At 44.6% G+C, this 20861-nt stretch carries 20 protein-coding genes; 1 reads left to right on the top strand and 19 read right to left on the bottom strand.

All coding sequences use genetic code 11. The features are described 5' to 3' along the window. Positions 1-16 precede the first annotated feature (16 nt). Positions 17-1012 (bottom strand): FecCD family ABC transporter permease, encoded by a 996-nt coding sequence (locus ACXAGP_RS16425; protein ID WP_475262650.1) that lies wholly within the window; start codon positions 1010-1012, stop codon positions 17-19. Next, positions 1005-1799 carry an ABC transporter ATP-binding protein gene (locus ACXAGP_RS16430; protein ID WP_475262651.1) on the bottom strand — a complete coding sequence of 265 codons (795 nt, stop codon included), beginning with the start codon at positions 1797-1799 and terminating at the stop codon, positions 1005-1007. The genes ACXAGP_RS16425 and ACXAGP_RS16430 overlap by 8 nt, the downstream gene beginning before the upstream one ends. 557 nt (positions 1800-2356) lie before the next feature. On the opposite strand from ACXAGP_RS16430, the gene ACXAGP_RS16435 reads away from it, so the two are divergent. Next, complete coding sequence (locus ACXAGP_RS16435; protein WP_475262652.1) at positions 2357-2800, top strand: Hsp20 family protein; 444 nt, start codon at positions 2357-2359, stop codon at positions 2798-2800. Between the two features lie 91 nt (positions 2801-2891). On the opposite strand, the gene ACXAGP_RS16440 is transcribed toward ACXAGP_RS16435, so the two are convergent. The 17 genes from ACXAGP_RS16440 to ACXAGP_RS16520 form a co-directional block, all read right to left on the bottom strand. After that, on the bottom strand, positions 2892-3290 hold the full coding sequence (locus ACXAGP_RS16440) for an MAPEG family protein (RefSeq protein WP_475262653.1): 399 nt from the start codon (positions 3288-3290) through the stop codon (positions 2892-2894). 81 nt (positions 3291-3371) lie between these two features. Then, positions 3372-4016, bottom strand: coding sequence for an adenylate kinase (gene adk / locus ACXAGP_RS16445; protein ID WP_475262654.1), 645 nt, complete (start codon positions 4014-4016; stop codon positions 3372-3374). 177 nt (positions 4017-4193) lie between these two features. After that, positions 4194-6116 (bottom strand): molecular chaperone HtpG, encoded by a 1923-nt coding sequence (htpG, locus tag ACXAGP_RS16450; protein ID WP_475262655.1) that lies wholly within the window; start codon positions 6114-6116, stop codon positions 4194-4196. 237 nt (positions 6117-6353) lie between these two features. Further along, entirely contained in the window at positions 6354-6953 is a 600-nt protein-coding gene (recR, locus tag ACXAGP_RS16455) for a recombination mediator RecR (protein WP_475262656.1), read from the bottom strand. Positions 6954-6977: 24 nt separating this feature from the next. After that, positions 6978-7307, bottom strand: a complete 330-nt coding sequence (locus ACXAGP_RS16460) for a YbaB/EbfC family nucleoid-associated protein (protein ID WP_338291739.1) — start codon at positions 7305-7307, stop codon at positions 6978-6980. 14 nt (positions 7308-7321) lie between these two features. After that, positions 7322-10327, bottom strand: coding sequence for a DNA polymerase III subunit gamma/tau (gene dnaX / locus ACXAGP_RS16465; protein ID WP_475262657.1), 3006 nt, complete (start codon positions 10325-10327; stop codon positions 7322-7324). Positions 10328-10332: 5 nt separating this feature from the next. Beyond that, on the bottom strand, positions 10333-10869 hold the full coding sequence (apt, locus tag ACXAGP_RS16470) for an adenine phosphoribosyltransferase (RefSeq protein WP_475262658.1): 537 nt from the start codon (positions 10867-10869) through the stop codon (positions 10333-10335). Between the two features lie 245 nt (positions 10870-11114). Then, complete coding sequence (locus ACXAGP_RS16475) at positions 11115-11861, bottom strand: HvfC family RiPP maturation protein (RefSeq protein WP_475262659.1); 747 nt, start codon at positions 11859-11861, stop codon at positions 11115-11117. A gap of 2 nt (positions 11862-11863) precedes the next feature. Next, entirely contained in the window at positions 11864-12700 is an 837-nt protein-coding gene (locus tag ACXAGP_RS16480) for an HvfB family MNIO-type RiPP peptide maturase (protein WP_475262660.1), read from the bottom strand. 87 nt (positions 12701-12787) lie between these two features. Next, positions 12788-13348, bottom strand: a complete 561-nt coding sequence (locus ACXAGP_RS16485) for an HvfA family oxazolone/thioamide-modified RiPP metallophore (RefSeq protein ID WP_475262661.1) — start codon at positions 13346-13348, stop codon at positions 12788-12790. A gap of 231 nt (positions 13349-13579) precedes the next feature. Then, complete coding sequence (locus tag ACXAGP_RS16490) at positions 13580-14839, bottom strand: tetratricopeptide repeat protein (protein ID WP_475262872.1); 1260 nt, start codon at positions 14837-14839, stop codon at positions 13580-13582. Between the two features lie 5 nt (positions 14840-14844). Then, complete coding sequence (locus tag ACXAGP_RS16495) at positions 14845-15462, bottom strand: energy transducer TonB (RefSeq protein ID WP_475262662.1); 618 nt, start codon at positions 15460-15462, stop codon at positions 14845-14847. 2 nt (positions 15463-15464) lie between these two features. Continuing rightward, a complete protein-coding gene (locus ACXAGP_RS16500; protein ID WP_338291731.1) occupies positions 15465-15866 on the bottom strand; it encodes an ExbD/TolR family protein in 402 nt (133 codons plus the stop codon). Between the two features lie 12 nt (positions 15867-15878). Then, positions 15879-16403: a MotA/TolQ/ExbB proton channel family protein gene (locus ACXAGP_RS16505; RefSeq protein WP_338291730.1), complete on the bottom strand. Its 525-nt coding sequence runs from the start codon at positions 16401-16403 to the stop codon at positions 15879-15881. Between the two features lies 1 nt (position 16404). After that, positions 16405-17754 carry a MotA/TolQ/ExbB proton channel family protein gene (locus ACXAGP_RS16510; RefSeq protein WP_475262663.1) on the bottom strand — a complete coding sequence of 450 codons (1350 nt, stop codon included), beginning with the start codon at positions 17752-17754 and terminating at the stop codon, positions 16405-16407. Between the two features lie 6 nt (positions 17755-17760). Then, entirely contained in the window at positions 17761-18525 is a 765-nt protein-coding gene (locus ACXAGP_RS16515) for a DUF3450 domain-containing protein (protein WP_475262664.1), read from the bottom strand. A 403-nt stretch (positions 18526-18928) separates the two neighbouring features. Further along, positions 18929-20728 (bottom strand): tetratricopeptide repeat protein, encoded by a 1800-nt coding sequence (locus tag ACXAGP_RS16520; protein WP_475262665.1) that lies wholly within the window; start codon positions 20726-20728, stop codon positions 18929-18931. Between the last annotated feature and the right edge of the window lie 133 nt (positions 20729-20861).

Below are 20861 nucleotides of genomic sequence, written 5' to 3' on the forward strand. Positions count from 1 at the left end.
ATTCGTTGAAATGCAGTTAACTACTTTTAATCTGGCGTTGGATCATTATTCCCACAAAGAATACGCTGCCTAGTGCTGCAGTGATCACTCCCAGTGGAATTTCCTGATTTGGTAGCGCTTGCCGGGCGATAAAATCTACCCACAAAAGAAACACGCCGCCCACTAACATGCTACCAATCACCAGTTTTATGCCGGATGTACCCCACATCGCTCTGACAATATGCGGGATCATTAAGCCGACAAAACCTATCCCGCCACACCAAGCCACTATCACTGAAGTTAGCAGGGCACAGAGCAGCAACAACATCAAGCGCAGCTTTTTAGTATCAACACCTAATGCTTCGGCAGAATCATCATCCAACATTAAGGCGTCAAGATGTCTTGCGAAGCGCAGAGAAACAATACAGGTAATTAACAACGCGCCTGCCAACCAATAGACGTTACTCATTGCAACGTTGGCCAGACTGCCCATGAGCCAAAAAATGATGCGATTCGCGGCAAAAGGCTCCCCCATATATAACAAAAATTGGGTAATGGCACTGAACATAAAGCCAATCGCAACGCCACATAAGAGTATCATTTCAAACCGCTGTAAATAGCGTGAAAGCGCAATCACAATCACAACCGCAATCATCGCCCCCATAAAGGCGAATAAAGGTAATAGCGGCTGCCAGTCTGCCGGTAACACCGTAGTGACTATGGTAGCCCCCAATCCCGCGCCGGAAACGATGCCAAATAGATAAGGGTCCGCCAGAGGATTACGAGTACAGGTTTGCAGCATGGCTCCTGACAACGCAAGCCCCGCTCCCACCAATACCGCCATCAATACCCGCGGTAAGCGGATATCCCAAAGAATGGTTTCAGTCAGATTATCAGGGCACTGTAATACCAAACAACTGGCTATCTCTTTTACACCTAAGGAAACGCTACCCGTTGCCAGACAGAAGAACAATGACCCCAATAGTAACAAGGGCAAAATAATGCGTATTGCCAAAGAACGAGAGCTATCCATTAGCTTTTAACTCCGGATGAAAGCATACTGTGGGGATACCATTGCCGGGATTTATTGCAACACTACAAGGTAGGCCGAAAGCGTCTTGCAAAACCGACTGCTGCATTGCTGTTTTGGGGGGCCCGGCTATCAACACTTTGCCCTGTTTTAAAACGACGATATCGTCGCAATACTGCGCAGCAAGATTGAGATCGTGAATGGACAAAACGATAGTTTTATTAAGTTTTTTCAACAGCATTAATACTTCGTGCTGATAAAAAATATCGAGATGACTCGTAGGTTCATCCAGTAAAATGATTTCCGTTTTCTGCGCCAATGCCCTGGCCAACAGTACCCGCTGCTGTTCTCCGCCTGACAACGAATTATAGTTGCGGTTCACAAAGTCAATACAGCCTGTTTGCTGCATACATTGCTCGAGCCAGGCGCGATCTTGTCGGGTATCGGAAGAAAGTGCGCTTTTCCAGGGGATGAGTGCCATCCTTACCACTTCGTAAGCTGTCAACGAAAACAGTAAGGCGGTACTTTGCGGCACTGCAGCAATGGTTTGCGCTCTCTGGGTACGTGATAACTCAGCCAATACTTTGCCATCGATGAATACCTTTCCGCTATCCAGAGGCGTTAATCCTTGCAAAGTCTTCAACAAAGAGCTTTTGCCTGCGCCGTTGGCTCCCACAACACCACTAACTTTACCTTTTGCAATATGGCAACTGACATGGTCTAGCACCAGTTTGTCTTCAGGCTTCCAGTGTAAACGCTCGGCCCGAATAAATGGCTCGCTGTGCTCCATCAATGTTTTTTTCGCTCGCAAATTTCAGGGGATTAAAGGAGTTAATGATTAATACCAATTAGTAATAGTATTTGCTCTACTCAGTGGGAATTGAAACGCATTTAGACAAGGCGGATGTTTGCAGGTCTAGTGGGCCTAAATCAAAAACATCCAACACCGTATAAATGCGTTTCAAACCCATCAAAGACGCGCCTCAGGAACATTATTTCTTTGTTGCGCGAAGTTCATAAGACCACCAGTATTCTTTCATTCGCACGCCTCGAACTAATGCTCCTGAGACTGCGCTGAGCGATCACATATTAATACTAATTGGTATAAAGGTACCACAAGCAACAATATTGTTTATCAGTGTTACCCTAACACAGCTCGAATCTGATGTATAAAAATATAAATTTCAATGACTTATGATTTTTTTGAAAAAATTTTAAATTTTTCTCTTGAATGCTTCAAGCGCCAACCTATCTATTTATCAACGACGCTGTTTAGGGTCGTAAAACAGCCGCCGAATTGGGGCGTTTTTTAAACATTTTAACATATTGCTTAACGAGGATATGACTATGCGTACTATCGATTTATCACCACTATATCGTTCTTTCATCGGTTTTGACCACCTTGCATCTATGATAGATGCGGCTTCACAGAACGAAAAACAAGCCAGCTACCCGCCATACAACATTGAGCTGTTGGCAGAAGACAAATACCGAATCACCATGGCTGTTGCCGGCTTTGCTCAAAACGATATCAGCATTGAAGTACAAGAAAATACTTTGACTGTAACCGGTAAGAAAGAAAGCAAAGAAACAACTAGCGAAAAACGCTTCCTGCACAAAGGTATTTCCGAGCGTAACTTTGAGCGCAAATTCCAGTTGGGGGACCACGTAAAAGTGCTCACTGCAGATATGGAACACGGACTCTTGCACATCGATCTCGAGCGAGTGATCCCTGAAGCGAAAAAGCCCCGAAAAATTGAAATCGGCGGCAATTTGCTAGAAAGCAAATAAGTCCTATGTAGTGAATTGTGTGTTTCCTTTTTACAAAAAACCCCGGCTTGCCGGGGTTTTTCTTTTTGTCACTTGAATAGTGAGACTGACATTACGCCGGAACGTAAAGGGGGTACAAATTAGCCACAATAAGCACCAGAAAAATCAAAAAGGTAGAAAGTGAACCTGCAAAACGCTGCCACGACGTACCAAAGTGATGGCGCAAACCGTATGCGTGTAACAATCTGGCTACGATTAACCACCAACCACACACATGCAAAACATAGCTGTTTACCCCATTTAACTCCGCCATCATTGACAGCACGAGCGCAAAAGGGACGTACTCTACATAGTTTCCGTGTACCCGCATCACTTGCAACATGTGTTTATCACCACCATCACCTAAGCCTACGCGGCTTTCTCGGCGTTGGATGATAACCATAATTGCCAGATATAAATAAAACGCGGCTAACAGGCTGCCATAAAAAGCAGTAATGGGTACTTGCATCATGTCTCCGTCTTGATTATCTATTATTGTAGACTGCGAACATAAAAAAACCCACGAGCGTGGGTTTTAATCAAGTCTGGGGGATTAACCCAATAACTTTCCGAGCTTTTCGCTCACTTCGCTAACCGGCTGCGAACCGTCAACTTTGTGATACTGACAATTTCCAGCATCGGCTTCAGCTTTATAATAATCCACTAGCGGCTTAGTTTGCTCGTGGTAAATACCTAAGCGCTTACGTACCGTGGCTTCTTCATCATCAGGACGGATCACAAGGTCATCGCCCGTGACATCATCCTTTCCTTCTACCTTAGGTGGGTTGTAGGTTACGTGATAAACACGGCCAGAGCCAGGGTGCACACGACGTCCCGCCATACGCTCAACAATGATTTCGTCGTCCACATCAAACTCGATGCAGTGATCCACCTGAATACCTGCCTCTTTCATGGCATCTGCCTGAGGAATAGTGCGTGGAAAACCGTCCAGTAAAAAACCTTTCTGGCAGTCGGCTTGAGCAACTCTTTCTTTTACCAAACCGATAATAATTTCATCAGAAACGAGCTTACCCTCGTCCATGACCTTCTTTGCAGCCAAACCTAACTCGGTTCCTGCTTTAATGGCAGCGCGCAGCATGTCCCCTGTTGAAATTTGTGGAATGCCGAACTTGCCCATCAGAAATTGAGCCTGGGTGCCTTTGCCCGCACCTGGTGCACCGAGAAGAATGATGCGCATACTGATTGTCTCCCTAGACTGTACTGCTAAAATTGAAAAAGTTAATCCGAAACTTTACACATTCAACAGACGCTAAACAAGGCTAATGTCTGTTAATGTAATGAATGTTGAAAGTTTTTAGATCTAAAAATAAAAAAGGGCAGATTAATTCTGCCCTCGCTGCAATTAACTTAGTTGTTACTTCGCCAAGTCGATCAACAAGCTATTCAGCTGTTTCACGAACACTGCAGGATCTTTCAGATTGCCCTGCTCGGTTAGCGAAGCCTGATCTAAAATGACATTAGCCCACTTGGCAAATTGCTCTTCATCTTGCACATTGGCCATCACCTTAATCAAAGCGTGCTCTGGATTAACTTCCAAATCGTATTTCACGTCTGGAACAGCCTGACCAGCCGCTTCCATTAGTTTTTTCATTTGAGTAGTCATGCCAAACTCGTCAGCTACCACACAGGCTGGTGAATCAGTCAGGCGATGAGAAAACTTCACATCTTTAACCTTATCGCCCAAAGCTTCTTTAATACGGTCGGTTAAGCCAGCAACTTCTTGCTCTGCCTCTTCCTGCGCTTTTTTGCTCTCTTCGTCTTCCAGGTCCCCCAGATCCAACGCACCACGCGTAATTGACTGGAAGGATTTCTCATTGAATTCTGTCAAGTGAGACATCAGCCACTCGTCGATGCGGTCAGACATCAATAAGACCTCAATACCTTTCTTCTTGAAGATTTCAAGATGAGGACTGTTTTTCGCAGCTTCATAACTGTCAGCGGTCACGTAATAGATCTTGTCCTGACCTTCTTTCATACGCTCAATGTAGTCGGCCAAAGATACGGTTTGGGCGCTGCTGTCTTCATTAGTTGACGCGAAACGCAACAGACCTGCAATTTTTTCTTTGTTGGCAAAATCTTCAGCGGGACCTTCCTTGAGGACGTTACCGAACTCACTCCAGAAGCCCTGATATTTTTCAGCATCGTTTTTGGCGATGCGCTCTAACATTTGCAGCACTTTCTTAGTACAGGCCTGGCGCATTGCCTGCGTGATTTTGTTGTCTTGCAGAATTTCACGAGAGACGTTCAAAGGTAAATCATTGGAGTCCAGCAAGCCCTTCACAAAACGCAAATACACCGGCATAAACTGCTCGGCATCATCCATAATAAAGACGCGCTGTACATAGAGCTTCAAACCGTGTGCCTGGTCGCGATTCCACAAATCAAACGGGGCTTTTGCAGGAATATAAAGCAAAGACGTGTATTCGTTTTTACCTTCTACCTTATTGTGCGACCAGCTTAGTGGATCACCAAAATCGTGGGAGATGTGTTTGTAGAACTCTTTGTATTCGTCTTCGCTGATTTCAGACTTGTCACGGCTCCAAAGCGCTGTGGCCTTGTTGATGGTTTGCCATTCACCAGGTACCGCTTCGATTTTCTCACCATCTTCACCTTCAGACTCAGGCACTTCCTCTTTCCAGGTTTCTACCGGGATTGAAATGTGATCCGAGTATTTAGTGACGATAGACTTAAGACGCCAATCATCAAGGAACTCTTTCTCATCATCGCGCAAGTGCAAGATGATGTCGGTTCCACGAGTGGCTTTTTCGATAGTTGCGACAGCAAATTCACCCTCGCCTTCTGAAATCCACTCTACCCCCTCAGATGCTGCTTCACCAGCTTTGCGGGTTCTTACTGTTACTTTGTCGGCAACGATAAAGGCCGAGTAAAAGCCCACACCAAACTGACCGATAAGCTGAGAATCTTTGGCCTGATCACCAGATAGTTTACTGAAGAATTCAGCAGTGCCGGACTTTGCAATGGTACCAAGATGAGTGATGACTTCATCTTTGGTCATTCCGATACCATTATCAGAAATGGTCAAGGTGCCAGCGTCTTTGTCAAAGCTCAAACGCACGCGAAGATGACCATCATTCTCGTACAACGCATCGTTAGACAAAGCGTTAAAACGCAATTTATCAGCGGCGTCGGCCGCATTTGAAATCAACTCTCTTAGGAAGATCTCTTTATTGGAATAAAGAGAGTGAATCATTAATTGCAGAAGTTGTTTAACTTCCGTCTGAAAACCATGGGTTTCGTGTTGCACAGCGTCAGCCATTGCTTATCTACTCCTGAAATATCTCATCAATATCACAAAACACCTTTTCATCCCGCTGCTGTATAATCGCTATCGAAAAGAAAGGGGTTAAATAATACGAACCGTCAATTTGGTTCTTAGCCAGAACTTTTGCCTGGACTGTTATAAATTTTTTACAACAGCTGAGATAGGGGCGCAGAAGACAAATTCAATAGCAAAAATTGATAAATCTCTGGCAATAGATATTAGCCGGGCTAATTAGATGGCACTGCGAGTCTTAAACGCACGACCAAGGGTATTACTATCCACTTGTTCCAGCTCTCCACCAATGGGTACGCCCTGAGCCAGACGAGTAACAGGCATCTCTAACTGCTTGCACATTTCTGTAATGTAATAAGCAGTGGCTTCACCTTCCATCGTAAAATTCGTCGCCAGAATAGCTTCTTTAACGTCATCTTCGGTCAAACGTTGCTGCAACAGCGGCAGTCCAATTTCGGCTGGACCGATACCATCAATGGGGGAAAGTCTGCCCATTAATACAAAATAGCAGCCCTTAAATTCGCCACTTTGCTCAATGGCAATGACATCCTGAGGATTTTCGACGATGCATAATAGCCCAGTTGCTCTGCGCTGTTCATCGCGACAAATTTCACATTCAGTTTGCTCGGTAAAGTTACGGCAAGTTTGACAATGATGCACATGCTCCATGGCATCATGGAGGGCGGCGCTTAGCTTTAGCGCGCCTGTGCGGTTCTTTTGTAACAAAGCAAACGCCATGCGCTGTGCGCTCTTTGCGCCAACACCTGGCAAACAGCGAAAGCTCTCAATAAGCTCATTGATCAGTGGGCTAAACTTCATGGCGCGCTTTTTTTCTTAACCTTATTAGAAAGGCATCTTAAAGCCTGGAGGTAAAGGCATACCACCTGTCGCTTCAGACATTTTCTCTTGTGACGCTTCTGCCACACGACGCACGGCGTCATTAACTGCAGCCGCCATCAGATCTTCGATTAACTCTTTCTCATCTTCCATTAAGCTATCGTCGAGATCGACACGCTTGATATTGTGGTTACCCATCATGGTTACTTTTACCATACCTGCTCCGGCTTCACCCACCACTTCCAGGTTGGCAATTTCTTCTTGGGCTTTTTGCATTTTTTCCTGCATTTGCTGGGCTTGCTTCATGATATTGCCCATACCGCCACCTTTAAACATAATTTTCTCCGATGTTATCTTGGTTCAATTGTTTCGTTTAGCACAGTACCAGAAAACGCTTCGCACAATGCTTTAACGCCACTGTCCTGTTGAATAGTTTTAACTGCATATTCCTGACGCATATTGTTAATTGCGTATTGCACGGCAGCTGGTGTGTCAATAACCTCGCCGATATGTGCAGACACATTCACGTCGTGTTGCAAAGTTTCCGACAATGCCTCTTCAATTGCTGCCAAAGCAGTGTCTGTAAACAGGTGCTTTTGATGCTCAGAGACAATCAACTTGACGTTGTCACCTTGCAGCACGTAATTGCTATGCAGTGCCAGCTGCTTGTTCAGCCCGCCGATACCCGATTGCTCAATCAGCTGACTCCAGGTGTCCAGCTGGCTGGCCTTAATCACTTTCTTACCGCTGACTTTAAAGGGAATTTCAAAATCCACTGATACTTTTGGTATTGGACCCGCAAATAGTTCGTGATATTCCTCTTCTTCCTCGTCAGCATCCACAATGCCGTGGTAACCGTTGTCGTCCTGTTGAGACGCAGCACTGTCACTATAATTAATGTCACTATAATCAGCACCGCCAAAATCAGTATCGCTGACATGAGCGTCTCTGAAACCGTCTGAATTATGAGCCGGCTCACTCAAATCCGATGGAGCCTGGTTATCATCACCAAGACCAGATGAGTGCGTGTTATCGGCTATAGCGTTTTCAGGCTCAAACGGCTCTATTACAAAATGCGGCGACGGCGGTTCCGATGATTGCACATCTTCTTGCGTTTCAGACTCTGGCATTAATGGAGTTTGTGCTTCATCAGCCAGTGACGTCTTTTCTTCCGTCTCTTGAGAAGATTCAACGTCTTCCCACGGCGCTAAATCTTGTTCAACATCGATTGCAGCGACGTCGTCGCTCTCTGACGCTGCCCGCTGAACTTCGCCACCCTTTTCATCCATGGTTTCCACATGACTGTGCAACAGGCTTTCAGGATTGAAGATATGAGGTTCAGCGTCTTGATTTGCAAGTACTTGCGGCTGCTCTGAAGGCAAAGTCGATTGGTTATCGTCCTGAAAAGTTTGTCTGGCATCCTCAGGAGCCAGAATATCATCCTGATATTGCTCCGCTACACTCTCTTTTGGTGGCTCGGTTGCAGGGCTAACCTCAGGCATATCAGTTATTTCTGAATCTTTATTTTCTGTCAGAAGATTTTCAGAATCACTCACATCTGAAGATTGCTTACCGTAAGTGGGTGACCCCTTATTATCTTTGCCCTCTTCCGGTGCGCTCGCTAAGGTATCCATCAAGCTCAATAAAGACAAAGTATTGCTTATTGATGCCGCCTTTACCGGCGCATCCTCAGCATTGGTATTCCCGGTGTCTGTTTCCTGTCCTGTTGCTTGCTGACTAGCAGAACCTTGATTGAACTCTTCTGCCAATGGCTGACTCTGCGTATAGGCTTCATGCCCTACAGACACTTCGCTCTCAGCGGCATCCATCTGTGACATATAATGGTAGTCGTCGGCGTAGTTGGTGTCTTCAGCTTCTGCGTAATCTGGTGATGATGACAAAGCACCGCTATCGTCCTTATCACCGGCATTAAATGAATCTATCTCACCAGCAGATTCAGACTGTGCCTGCGGTTCCCTTTGTTTAATGGGATTTAAAGATTCTGCTTGTTTTATGATCCCGGAAAGTTCTTGTTCAAGGCTATTTGCCTGAGTCGAATCCTCTTCTGGTGAAACTCCACTAACAACCTTATTTTCGGAAGAAACTTGAGGTTCAGCCTGTGTTTCGGCTTCAACTAGCGTTTTTTTTTCAGCGGTAGGCGGCTTAATTAAGTTCTCTGGAGGCTCTGCAGAAGCCATCATGGGCACTTTTATTTGTGCCTCAGTAGCTTCATTACCGGCTTTTTTTAACTGCTCCAGACCGCTTGATACTTTTTCTGGCATAAAGGCCAGCATACGCAAGACCGCCATTTCAAAGCCCATTTTAGTATCTTGGGCCCACTCGATGTCTTTACGACCTTGCAGAGCAATTTGATAAAGCAATTGTATTTGTTCAGGCGGAATAACCTTAGCCCAATTAAAGATCTGTCGCGCCTGAGTGGTTTCTATCTTACAAACCTCAGGAACAAACTGGGTAAGAGCGACTTGGTGAAATACACTCATCAGTTCAGCCAGCGCACTCTTGAAATCAGCTCCAGATAGCGCCAGTTCATCGATAAGCTGGAAAACCTGTTGCTTATCCTTAATGATAATTGCCTGTGTTAGCCTGGCAATCTTATCATTATCGATAAGACCTAGCATGTCAGACACTACTTGTGACAGTACCTGACCATTGCCCTGAGCTATGGCTTGATCCGTCAAACTCAACGCATCACGCATACTACCTTGCGCTGATTTGGCCAACAACGCCAGGGCAGCTTCATCGTATGGCAACCCCTCTTGTTTAAGAATATAGGCTAACTGGCCACTAATTTGCTCTCGCGTTAGCGCTTTTAAATTAAACTGCAAACAACGAGATAAAATCGTTATGGGTAGTTTCTGAGGATCAGTTGTGGCCAGAAGAAATTTGACGTGCGGAGGTGGCTCTTCGAGCGTTTTAAGCAAGGCATTAAAACTGTGTTTAGACAACATGTGTACTTCATCAATGAGGTACACTTTATAGTCTCCACGAGTGGGACGATATTGAACATTGTCCAGTAGCTCTCTGGTGTCTTCAACTTTAGTGCGAGATGCGGCGTCGATTTCCAACAAGTCGACAAAGTTGCCTTGTTCAATATCTTTACAGCTATTGCATACACCGCAAGGGTTTGAGGACATGCCTTTATCGCAGTTGAGACTGCGGGCGAAAATCCGCGCGATAGTGGTTTTACCCACGCCACGGGTTCCAGTAAACAGGTAAGCATGGTGCAAACGATTATTGTCTAACGCATTACTAATGGCGTTTACGACATGTTCCTGCCCGACTAGCTCAGAAAATTTTCCCGGACGCCATTTTCTGGCCAGTACCTGATAACTCAAGAGAATTAGTCCCCTTCAAACTGACAGATGGCGGCACTCTTAATACCATGCTGCGCCAGCTTTTGCTCACCACCCAAATCAGGCAATGAAACAACAAACCCGGCGTGCTCCACAACGCCACCCAGTTGGCGAATCAGATTTGCCGTTGCAACCATAGTGCCGCCAGTGGCAAGCAGGTCGTCTATCATAAGTACTTTCTCACCGTGAAAAACCGCGTCTTTGTGCATTTCAAGGCAATCTTCACCGTATTCCAATTGATAGCTTTCACTGATCACTTCTCTGGGTAATTTGCGCGGTTTTCTTACTGGAACAAAGCCGATCCCCAGTTCTAGTGCCAGTGGCGCACCGAAAATAAAACCTCTGGCTTCGGTTCCTGCAACGCGATCGAAGCGCATACCTGAGAACTGCTCAGCCAGTAGAGAGATTGAATGCTTAAATGCCTTAGCATCTTGCATTAACGAGGTTACATCGCGGAACATAATGCCGGGTTTTGGGTAGTCTGGTACGGTTTTAATGGCCGATTTTACAATGTCAGCAGTCACTGGCAAATTCCTGTATTTGATCAGAGCACAAAAACGCTGATGCCAACAAAAATGTGCATCAATGGAAACAGAACCGCAGCCCCTAAAATAGCCAAAAGATATTTTGCGTTAAATGGGTCGTGTGGACCGTCATGTGATTCATTCGCCATAATTTATCTACCTTAAAGTTATATGGCGTAATGGTAGATCACTTTAGCCCGCATAAGCAATCGCATGGTCATAAACTTGTGCTTAACTGTACAGAATCAAGACGATTTAGAGGGCAACACAAAAATTTGTTTGCCTAACATTTGCTCTACAATGTCCAAAGTTGCACTGAGCACCTGCTCGGGGGGGAGATGCGTTAATCCAGACAACATGAGCCCATTCAATTGCTCGAGATCAATAACCCGGTCTTCCATTTGTGAGAGCAACCACGCAGTAACCTGATTAATCTGTGAAAAATGTACCCGGTTGTCGTTATCTCGGTGTACCACAAAAAAGCAGTGTTCTTCACCGGGGCTGTCAGGTATGTAATGCTCTGAAATTTGGTGCACAGGCCATTGATAACTTACGAGTTCAGCCAAAGGAGAAAGCTGAAAACTATCAAAGCTCTGTCCTTTATCCCAAATCCTCAAAGGCGGGGATTTACGAGCACTCAAGTCCAGCTCTAACCATTCATAGTGTGCTAACTCTGGTACAAAGGGATATTGATATTCCTGCTCAGTAACTTCATTCGCCAGAAACTCTACAAACTCTTTACTGATATCCACAAAATAGGGTGAGCGACAATCATGGTCGCTGAAGAAACGCCGCGCGAGGACTTGCCAATCCTGTTCAGAATAAAGAGATTCAAGTACCGGAAAACCGGAATTCAGGAATCCCACTATATTATTAAAAAACAGTTCTCTGTATACGGCCAATCGCCGGTCTTCTATACCTTGAGGAGCTGGATTATTTTGCGGATCTCGAATATGCCCCATAAACTGCTGTTGTAAATCAATAAAAGACATTCTTAAGCACTCTTGTTTTGGTTCGTTGCATATTTAGTTTGTATGGATTTGATGCGATTGACCTCTTCAAGCAATGAATCAAGGGCTGGAATGTTAAAATCTCTTTCCAGTAGGGTCGGAAATACACCATGCAGTTGATAGGCTTTGTCCAGCAGTTGCCATACCTCATCTTTAACCTCTGTGCCGTGAGTATCAATGAGTAAGTCCGGAGCTTCGTCGTAATGCCCTGCAATATGCCCATAGACAATTTTTCCCGAAGGAATACCCTTTAAAAATTCTACTGGATCATATTTATGATTAATGGCGTTGACATAAATATTATTAACGTCAAGCAACATCAGGCAACCAGAACGCTGTAATATCTCAACAGTAAACTCAAGTTCAGAAAGTTCCTGGCCGGGTGCGGCATAATAAGAAACATTCTCCATCAACAAAGGACGCTGAAGAATATCCTGTACCTGCTGAATTCTGGCAACAACATGATTTATCGCCTCTTGGGTAAAAGGTATTGGCATCAAATCATACATGTGCCCTTTTCCTGAACAATAGCTCAAGTGTTCGCTGTAAAATAAAACATTATGTTCATCCAGAAAGGCTTTTACTTGTTTCACAAAATTCACATCGAGCTTTTCGGGCGAACCGATAGAAAGCGACAGACCATGAGAAACAAACTGATTCCCTTGCGTGTATCGTTTTAATTGCTGCTGATATTTGCCGCCAAATGGAATCCAGTTTTCTGGTGCCACTTCCCAGAAATCAACGTCCTCGGGTAATCCGGCCTCAAGCTCAGCCGTCATCTCTCTGCGCAGTCCTAATCCGGCACCATAAAGTTGTTTCACTAAAACCTCTCTCTAAACAAGCGGAGATTTAAAATTCTGAAATAAAAAAGGCTGGAATACCAGCCTTATGCAATTACAAGTGAATGATTAGGCTTGGCCACCACATTTGCCTTCGCCACACTTGCCTTCTTTGCCTTTTTTCTCGGACTTATCGCCGCCGCATTTACCTTCGCCACATTTGCCTTCTTTACCGGACTTGTCGCCACCGCATTTGCCTTCGCCACATTTGCCTTCTTTACCGGACTTGTCGCCACCGCATTTGCCTTCGCCGCACTTGCCTTCCTTACCGGACTTGTCGCCGCCGCATTTGCCTTCGCCGCACTTGCCTTCTTTACCTGACTTATCGCCGCCGCATTTGCCTTCGCCACATTTGCCTTCTTTACCTTTGCCTTCCTTGCCCGACTTATCGCCGCCACATTTACCTTCGCCGCATTTGCCTTCTTTTTCGCCTTTACCTTCTTTGCCGGACTTATCACCGCCACACTTGCCTTCACCGCATTTGCCCTCGGCAGCTGTTTGCATGTAACCGGAATCCAACGTGCTGATGGCAAATGGACTTGCGTTCGCTTGCAAGCTTACGGACGCCAGTGAACCAATAACAACTGCACCTAACGCTGTAGCAATACCAGATTTTTTAACTTGTTTCATACCCGTATCCTTAATTAAAAGTTTTAGTCTTGTTGCGTCTTGCGAACGCTTTCAAAAGTATAGACCCTGGTAGTTGAAAAACTATTTCATTCGTCTTGAAAGTTGCGCCAATTAACTTAGAGGAGGTAAAAGGGAGGAATACCAAATTAGCAAATAACCGAAAGTGACATGTGAACTTGGAAATGTATGATTAAACAACAGGCATAAAAAAAGCCCTTGCGGGCTTTTTTCTTAAATCGTTATACCACGATTTTTTGCTTTTTCTTTAATGTAAGGTTCCCAAGCTTTTGCGTTACGTGCAACAGACTTATCTTTGATAGCCTCCTTAATATGCACATAAGCTTCCTTGAACTTACCTTGATAGAAGTTAGCTTCCATCAGCGCCATTTGTATGGAGCCTTCTTTATCGCTGCCCGCGTCAAGAGATTTCTTTAATGCGACTATAGCTTCTTTGTACTTCTCAGCTGAGAGTAGCAAAGTGCCTTGTTTGCGATAATGCTCTGCATCATTACTAATAGCTGCGGCCTGACCGTAATAGTCAGCAGCTTTAACGTAATTCTTAGCACGGTGCCAGGCATTGGCAAGTCGCGACAAGGTATCTTCATCAGCCTCTAACAAACCCGACTTCAGATACTTTTCCTGGATAACAGCGGATTTGTATGGAATTTCTAAACTACCATACAACTGTGCCAGTGCTCGTATTTCAGACGCTTTTTGCAGGTAACCTTGAGTATAAGCTAACTCAAATGTCTGCAATGCCTTGCTAAAGTCCTCAACCAACATGTAGAAGAAGCCTAACTGTGTCCACCACTGTTTGTTCTCAGGGAACAACTTAACGAGTGTTTCTGCCACCTCAATGGTTTCTTTATACATCTTACGTTCGTAGTAAGAAGTTAACTTTAACACATAAGGGTTTTTGTTAGGTTTGTCGTACATCGCAATTGCTTTGTCAGCGGGAGCGATCATCTTCGGCAATTGTTTAGTTTCATAAAACGCTTGCGCCAGGCGAGTATAAACATCTGGATCTTCCTTACAGGTGTAATCCATCCATTTATTGTAGTACTCAACAGCTTGGCCGAAGTTGCGTTCCATCATGTTCAAATCCCCTACTAAACGTAGGGTTTGAGCATGTTCGTTGTCGTTAAGATTTTTCTCTTTAACGGAACGAAGAAGGTAATTTAGAGCCTCGCTGGCCTTGCCCTCTTGAGAAGCAAGCAAGTTCCCCAAAAATCTATCAACATATGCTCTGTCGAAAGAGTCATCTGCTTCAATTTCTTTAAGTATCTCAATTGCCTCATCCAGCAGTTCGGCAGAATAGGCTTCAAAGGCTTTCTGCACCCTTTTACCCACTCTTTGCCCTGGTATTTTAGTTGGACCACGCTTGTAGTCCGGACATAATACCGGTGGCGTTTGTGCGCTAGCTGTGCCAGCGGTCAACAAACCCACGGACAATACTGAAAGACCAAAAAGCTTTCGGATCGAAGATTTCATTTTGATCATGAATCACCCTCCAGTTTGAAGTCTAGTTGCACTTTCATGTTGAACTGCTTAACCGGCTTACCGTCAACGATTTTAGGCTTGTATTTCCACTTTCTCAGTGCGCGCTTGGCCTCACGGTCAAACACACGCTTAGGTTCAGCTTCAATAACTTCTACGTCTTCGACGCCACCTACTTCGTTAATGGTAAAGGATAATCTTACCCAGCCTTCTTTGCCATCACGAGCTGCCTGAATTGGGTATCTTGGTTCGATACGTACGATAGGTGTTGCTTCACCATCACGTTGCATTGAACCTGGACCACCAATGTCTATGCTAGCTCCACCAAGGTCGACACCTGGCATGTTGAACGACATACCATCCGTATTTGCATCAGCTACCTCAGGTTCAGCCGGTTGCATTTTCGGTGGCTGAGGCGGCGGAGGTGGTGGTGGAGGCGGAACTCGTGTTCTGGTTTGAACATTAGCGTCCGGCTCGTTCATCACGATATCGATAATAGGCGGCGGTGCACTCTCTTCAGGAGGCCTTTGTGAGTTAGAAATCAACTCAGCCATAATGAAGAACAAGGCAAAAGTAATCGCAGCACCAACGATGATTGAAACGATAATTCTACCCATAGTTAACCACCTATCGCCGCTACCGCTATGCGATTAACACCTGCGGCTTTGATCTGATCCATAACGTCGACCACTTTTCCATGTTCAGCATCTTCATCAGCCTGAACAATAACTACTTCAGATGCTTGCTCAGCCAATAGACGTTCGACATTGGCACGCACTGCACCCGGGTCGATTTGTCTCTTGTCTAACCAGACGTCACCGTCAGCAGTAATGGCCACGAATATATTGGCACCTTTTTTCTCAACCACAGTTTTTGCTGTTGGTTTGTTAACTTCGATGCCTGCTTCTTTGATAAACGATGTAGTAACAATGAAGAAGATAAGCATGATAAACACGATGTCTAACATCGGTGTCATATCAATCGCTGCATCTTCTCCCTGTTCACGTTCTTTGCGAGCCATATAATTCTCTCTCTAGTGATGAGGCAAACTGTCAATCAACTTTTCTTTCGCGATTTTCACTTTGGTTTCGAGACGAGAACTGAAAAACAGTCCGGACAATGCTGCCACCATTCCTGCCATAGTAGGAATAGTTGCCATTGATATACCTGCGGCCATCAAGCGAGGGTTACTTGTACCCTGAGTGGCCATTGTCTCAAACACGTTAATCATTCCGGTTACCGTGCCCAACAGTCCGATTAACGGACACATCGCGACTAGTGTTTTAATTAACAAAATGCGCTCATTTAAACTATCCGAAGCTTCGGAAATCCAAGCGTCACGAATTCTATGCGCATACCAGGAAGTGGTATCTTCACGGGCATCCCATTTAGCCACAATATTCTTGTGTACAGTTGGAAATACCGCGTTAAGAAACCAAAAGCGCTCAATCATGAATATCCACATTAGGAAGAGCGCTAGCGCGACGACATACAAGACATCGCCGCCAGTAGCGATAAAATCCCTGACAGATTCCCATGTCTCTATCAGGAATAACATCTTACGCTTTCTCCCCTTCTGCACGTGAAGCTACGATGCCCGCAGCTTGCTCGTCGAGAATATGCAAAATGCTCTTGCTCTTACCTGCTGTAATAGCGTGTAAAAGAATTAATGGTAACGCAGCAATAATACCCTGAGCCGTTGTTACCAACGCCATGGAGATACTACCTGCCATGATCTTAGGATCACCAGTACCGAACAAGGTAATTTGCTGGAAGGTTGCAATCATACCGATTACCGTACCTAGTAGACCTAACAGAGGTGCAATTGCTGCCAAGATTTTAATAATGTTGATACCGCTCTCGATGGAAGGTAACTCTCTCAAGATAGCTTCATCAACTTTAAGCTCAAGTGTTTCTGTATCAGCAGACTTGTTCTCTTCATAAACAGTCAAGATACGACCCAGTGGGTTTTTAGTAGAAGGATTATCAATGTTCTTAAGCTGGCTTCTGATTGCGCCGCCCATTACTGTCAAAGTAATAACTTTGTAAACAGCAATTAATGCACCGATAGCTAGCATAACAGTGATGATGTAACCTGGGATACCACCTGCATGGTAACGATCTTCAAGCGTTGCGGCTTGGGTTAACAGGCTTAAGATTGAACCACGTGAAGGGTCAACAAACAAAGGAGCTAAACCGCTTGCACTGGTAAAGCTTTGCGCCGCAGAAACCATGTGGCCATCCGGCTGCTTACCAAGAGGTTGTACTTGCTTCAAGTCATCTTTATACAGCAAGTAACCTTCGTCGCCGATTAGGTTGAAAGTACCGACACGAGTTACTGTTTGAGAAGAAGAACCACCGTCCAGGCTGATTACTTCAGCTTGGAACTGTGTCACTTTACCAGATTCAGTCATTTCAGTTTGCAGTGCAAACCACATGTCTTCCAGTTCGCTAATGTTAGGCAGACCTTTAGACTCGTTAGACAATTTCTCTAGTAATTCAGTTCTGTCAGGATACTGAGCGCTTACGATTGAAGTAGAGATACGGCCAAACGCTTCAGCTGCTGCTGAACGAACAACACCGAACATCTCACCCAATGTACCGACTGCATTCTCAAGCTCAACTTCCTTATTAGCCAAAGCGATTTCGTTGTCGGCAAACTGCTTCTTCAAGCGCTCACCACGGTCGGTTTCGGCTCTCAGGTCTGCACGCGCTTTGTTTAACAAAGCTTGCTTGTCTGCACGAGCAGCCAAGAACTCAGCTTCACGTTGCTGATTAATCTTCGCTTCAGATACGCGGTTACTCTTAACTTGATCTAACAGTTGATCAAGTGAGCTTTGTGCCATTGCTGGCATTGACATAGCGGCTACAGAAGAAGCCACTAATAGTGCTTTAATAGTATTCTTCATTATTATTTACTCCGCCGCGGGAACAGGTAGTTTAACCAAGTTTACTGGCTCAAGTTTCTTAGCCATCTTGATCGCCTTGTTTACCGATGACAGATAGCTATCTTCCATCTCGTTCCAGGTACGTGCATTGTTATCCCACACCCAACCGTTCTTCTGATCAAGAGACAAAGCGACAAGAGCGGTACGGCCCAAGTTGAAGAAGTCAGCAGAGATGGTTTGACCACCAAAGTCTAACTCGCCTTGATAAGAATTAATCGTTGTGCCGTAATCCAGTTCAATGGAGTAAGCATCCAAAATCAAACGGAATTGTTCTGATACGGTAACGTTGGCATTACCCATCACTTCTTTCAGGCGCTCGACACGTGCTTTACGTTGCTCGTAACGAATTGGCACATCAAGCTCAATGAACTTCTCAAGAGAGTCGATCATGTTGTACATGAGAGGTACAACGCCTTTTTTCACACCGTCGATGCTATCAATTTGACGTTGTAGATCGTCAATCGCTTCTTGCTGATCAGCAACAAGACGAGCGATGTGGTCGTTGTAGACTTTCAGGTTTTCGGTTTCATCAACCACTTGACGATACTCAACAAGCAAGTCTTGAGTTTGCTCGTAAATATTATTGATTCGTTCCTGGGCTTTTTTTGCAGCCGCATGATTTTTTCCAGCCTCATTTTGCAAATCCGAAAGCGGATCTGCTGAGACCAAGGCACTGCCACTAAGTGCTAAAACACCTACGACAGCTGAGGCAATTAAATTTCTCTTGCTCATCTTGGACATAGTTCCCAACCAATTAAACTTTAATCCTTGTTACATTTGGAATCGCATAACAAGGGACGATATTTGAAAAATTTTTTGTTATTGGAGTCAGTACCTACTCTATTGAAAGGGCACTGGGACCCAACGATATTCACATGGATACACAGAGTAAGTCAAGCAGCCAACGGGCCAGAGATCAACAATAGCTTAAAAAAAATATAACAAAAATCTGAATTTCATCAGGCATTTGTTTAATAAATGTGCGAATAAGCTGTAACAGTTTGTTAATGGAAAAAGGCTAAGCTGTCGCGTTTCCATTTCAGGCATTGAGCCTCGGCGCATCAAAAGGCTTTCTCTGCCTATTATTGGGCCCATATTCGATTCGTATAGAAAATCACCACCACTTTTTTTCCACTCAAGAAAATTTAGGTGCATTAACATCAAATGAAATGGTTATTTTTTGCCCTGAAAGGGTCTGAACCTTAGTGCTATGCCAAAAATATGAAGGAAATATGATGAGCTTGCCGACTTCGGGTTTGAGCAATCGCAGCGCTGGAAAACTTTCTACATTATCAATTTCAGGATCACCAAATGCGAGACAATCCGATTTTGAACCTGGATTATCAACAAATTTAGGGAGCGACAAAAAGAAAATCCCACTGATTTGTCCCTTCGGGTGATAGTGTCCCTTGTGATACCCCCGCTCTTTTAATCGCACCGACCAGGCATCCGAAATGACAAAATTATCCGCTTCCGGCCAATGTCCCCATTTGCGGTATTGAGATTTCTCTCTGAGATAATCCTCAACATATCCTCTTAAGCGCGTTTCCAACTCCATTAAACAAGGCACATCCGATTTAAAAAGATGTCGTCTCGTTTGTGTGCCGTTGTGGCTAGATTTGTCGATAAGCTCTTCGTTTGCCAAATGCAACCGAGTCAAAGTATTGAGTAGCGAACGATAGAAGTTGCTATCCACTCTTGGGTCGAATATTTGATACTCACCAACAAGCTGTTGATAATTATTGAGTTTTTTTTCTGAATCATCGTTTACCTGGCGCAGATACAATCCCCACCAAGCCAGCGCCCCTACATGCTCTGGTTTTTCCGCCAATATTTCTCTAGTAATTTTACCTACCAATTCAGTTTCATTCACTGTAAACAAATGACGGCAAAGGTCTAGCTTATCATTATCACTTAAATGCTTCGACTCACTTGCCTTGCACAGCCAAGTTCGGGCTTCATCGCGCTGCCCTACTGATATCAAATATTTGCCATATAGATATTGAAAAACACTTTCTCCGTTGCGCTTATTAAAATGCGTTTCCAGTAATACTTTTGCTTCTTGCCAGCGCTGTCCTTTTAGTAATCGTCGCAGGTATTCGTACAAAAATTTTTCTTCATTCGGATACTTTTTGATTGCTGCTTCGAAATTTCGCAAGTAAGTTTTAATTTCTCCTGACTGCCAAAGTGAGTCACTCAATTTTTTATGACTATCAAGACTTTTGTAGTTCAGTTTTAAAGCATTGTTAAAGTAGGTAATCGCCTGTTCAAAGTGCCCTAAATCCAGGTAAGCGCTTGCTAAATTATGCATTAGTTGATAGCTGTGCTTACCACTATTCAGCACGATCAAGTATTCTTTCAGAGCGCTTTCTGGTTCATTATTTTGGCTGAATGCCAACCCCAGGTTATGCCTCGCTACATCAGAATTCGGTCTGATTTTTAAGGCTTTTTTGTATGCTTTTATGGCTTTTTGATAGTGCTCACACTCGGACGCAACGGCCCCTAAAAGATTGTATAGCTCGTAATGTCCCGGAAATTTGTGGATTTGAGTATCTAATTCTTGATAAGCCCGCTGGTAGTCACCCATCTCCACAAGCACAAACATCCGTGATTTAAACGCGCCAAAATTTGCAGGATCTTTGCGAATAACTTGGCTTAATGTACCTAGTGCAGCAGTGTATTCCTTCAGCTGCCTCTGGCAGGTTGCGACATTTAACATTACTTGAGGCTGGTCAGGCTTTATCTTCAGAGAGGCAATCAGATACTTTAACGCTGTTTGATTGTCCCCTTGGGCATGATAAACCCCTCCTAGCAGTTGCAGAGCATTGTATTCTCTTGGAGCCCGCTTTAGAAACTTGTGATAATACTCCGAGGCACTTTTTAAATCGCCAGACTGATGGGCGTGTAATGCTTTCTTAAATAAATCCGCAGTCATTTGTCAGTTAGAACGTGATATCCAGCTTTTCCATGATTAGATTGAGAGAGTCAGGTCCTTGTCGCGCTCTGAACACACACTAGCAGTGTAATTCCCATCTCGGAGTCGATATGGGAGCTGTTGCTCTAATCGG

Source organism: Planctobacterium sp. AWM4_229 (assembly GCF_056160305.1).

What these genes read in the sequence shown, in the direction of transcription:
- ACXAGP_RS16490 (WP_475262872.1), bottom strand. Translation starts at nt 14,839, where the DNA reads ATGAAATCTTCGATCCGAAAGCTTTTTGGTCTTTCAGTATTGTCCGTG.
- ACXAGP_RS16485 (WP_475262661.1), bottom strand. Translation starts at nt 13,348, where the DNA reads ATGAAACAAGTTAAAAAATCTGGTATTGCTACAGCGTTAGGTGCAGTT.
- ACXAGP_RS16495 (WP_475262662.1), bottom strand. Translation starts at nt 15,462, where the DNA reads ATGGGTAGAATTATCGTTTCAATCATCGTTGGTGCTGCGATTACTTTT.
- ACXAGP_RS16425 (WP_475262650.1), bottom strand. Translation starts at nt 1,012, where the DNA reads ATGGATAGCTCTCGTTCTTTGGCAATACGCATTATTTTGCCCTTGTTA.
- ACXAGP_RS16475 (WP_475262659.1), bottom strand. Translation starts at nt 11,861, where the DNA reads ATGTCTTTTATTGATTTACAACAGCAGTTTATGGGGCATATTCGAGAT.
- ACXAGP_RS16430 (WP_475262651.1), bottom strand. Translation starts at nt 1,799, where the DNA reads ATGGAGCACAGCGAGCCATTTATTCGGGCCGAGCGTTTACACTGGAAG.
- ACXAGP_RS16500 (WP_338291731.1), bottom strand. Translation starts at nt 15,866, where the DNA reads ATGGCTCGCAAAGAACGTGAACAGGGAGAAGATGCAGCGATTGATATG.
- ACXAGP_RS16505 (WP_338291730.1), bottom strand. Translation starts at nt 16,403, where the DNA reads ATGTTATTCCTGATAGAGACATGGGAATCTGTCAGGGATTTTATCGCT.
- ACXAGP_RS16435 (WP_475262652.1), top strand. Translation starts at nt 2,357, where the DNA reads ATGCGTACTATCGATTTATCACCACTATATCGTTCTTTCATCGGTTTT.
- ACXAGP_RS16515 (WP_475262664.1), bottom strand. Translation starts at nt 18,525, where the DNA reads ATGAGCAAGAGAAATTTAATTGCCTCAGCTGTCGTAGGTGTTTTAGCA.
- ACXAGP_RS16520 (WP_475262665.1), bottom strand. Translation starts at nt 20,728, where the DNA reads ATGACTGCGGATTTATTTAAGAAAGCATTACACGCCCATCAGTCTGGC.
- htpG (WP_475262655.1), bottom strand. Translation starts at nt 6,116, where the DNA reads ATGGCTGACGCTGTGCAACACGAAACCCATGGTTTTCAGACGGAAGTT.
- ACXAGP_RS16460 (WP_338291739.1), bottom strand. Translation starts at nt 7,307, where the DNA reads ATGTTTAAAGGTGGCGGTATGGGCAATATCATGAAGCAAGCCCAGCAA.
- adk (WP_475262654.1), bottom strand. Translation starts at nt 4,016, where the DNA reads ATGCGCATCATTCTTCTCGGTGCACCAGGTGCGGGCAAAGGCACCCAG.
- ACXAGP_RS16440 (WP_475262653.1), bottom strand. Translation starts at nt 3,290, where the DNA reads ATGATGCAAGTACCCATTACTGCTTTTTATGGCAGCCTGTTAGCCGCG.
- recR (WP_475262656.1), bottom strand. Translation starts at nt 6,953, where the DNA reads ATGAAGTTTAGCCCACTGATCAATGAGCTTATTGAGAGCTTTCGCTGT.
- ACXAGP_RS16510 (WP_475262663.1), bottom strand. Translation starts at nt 17,754, where the DNA reads ATGAAGAATACTATTAAAGCACTATTAGTGGCTTCTTCTGTAGCCGCT.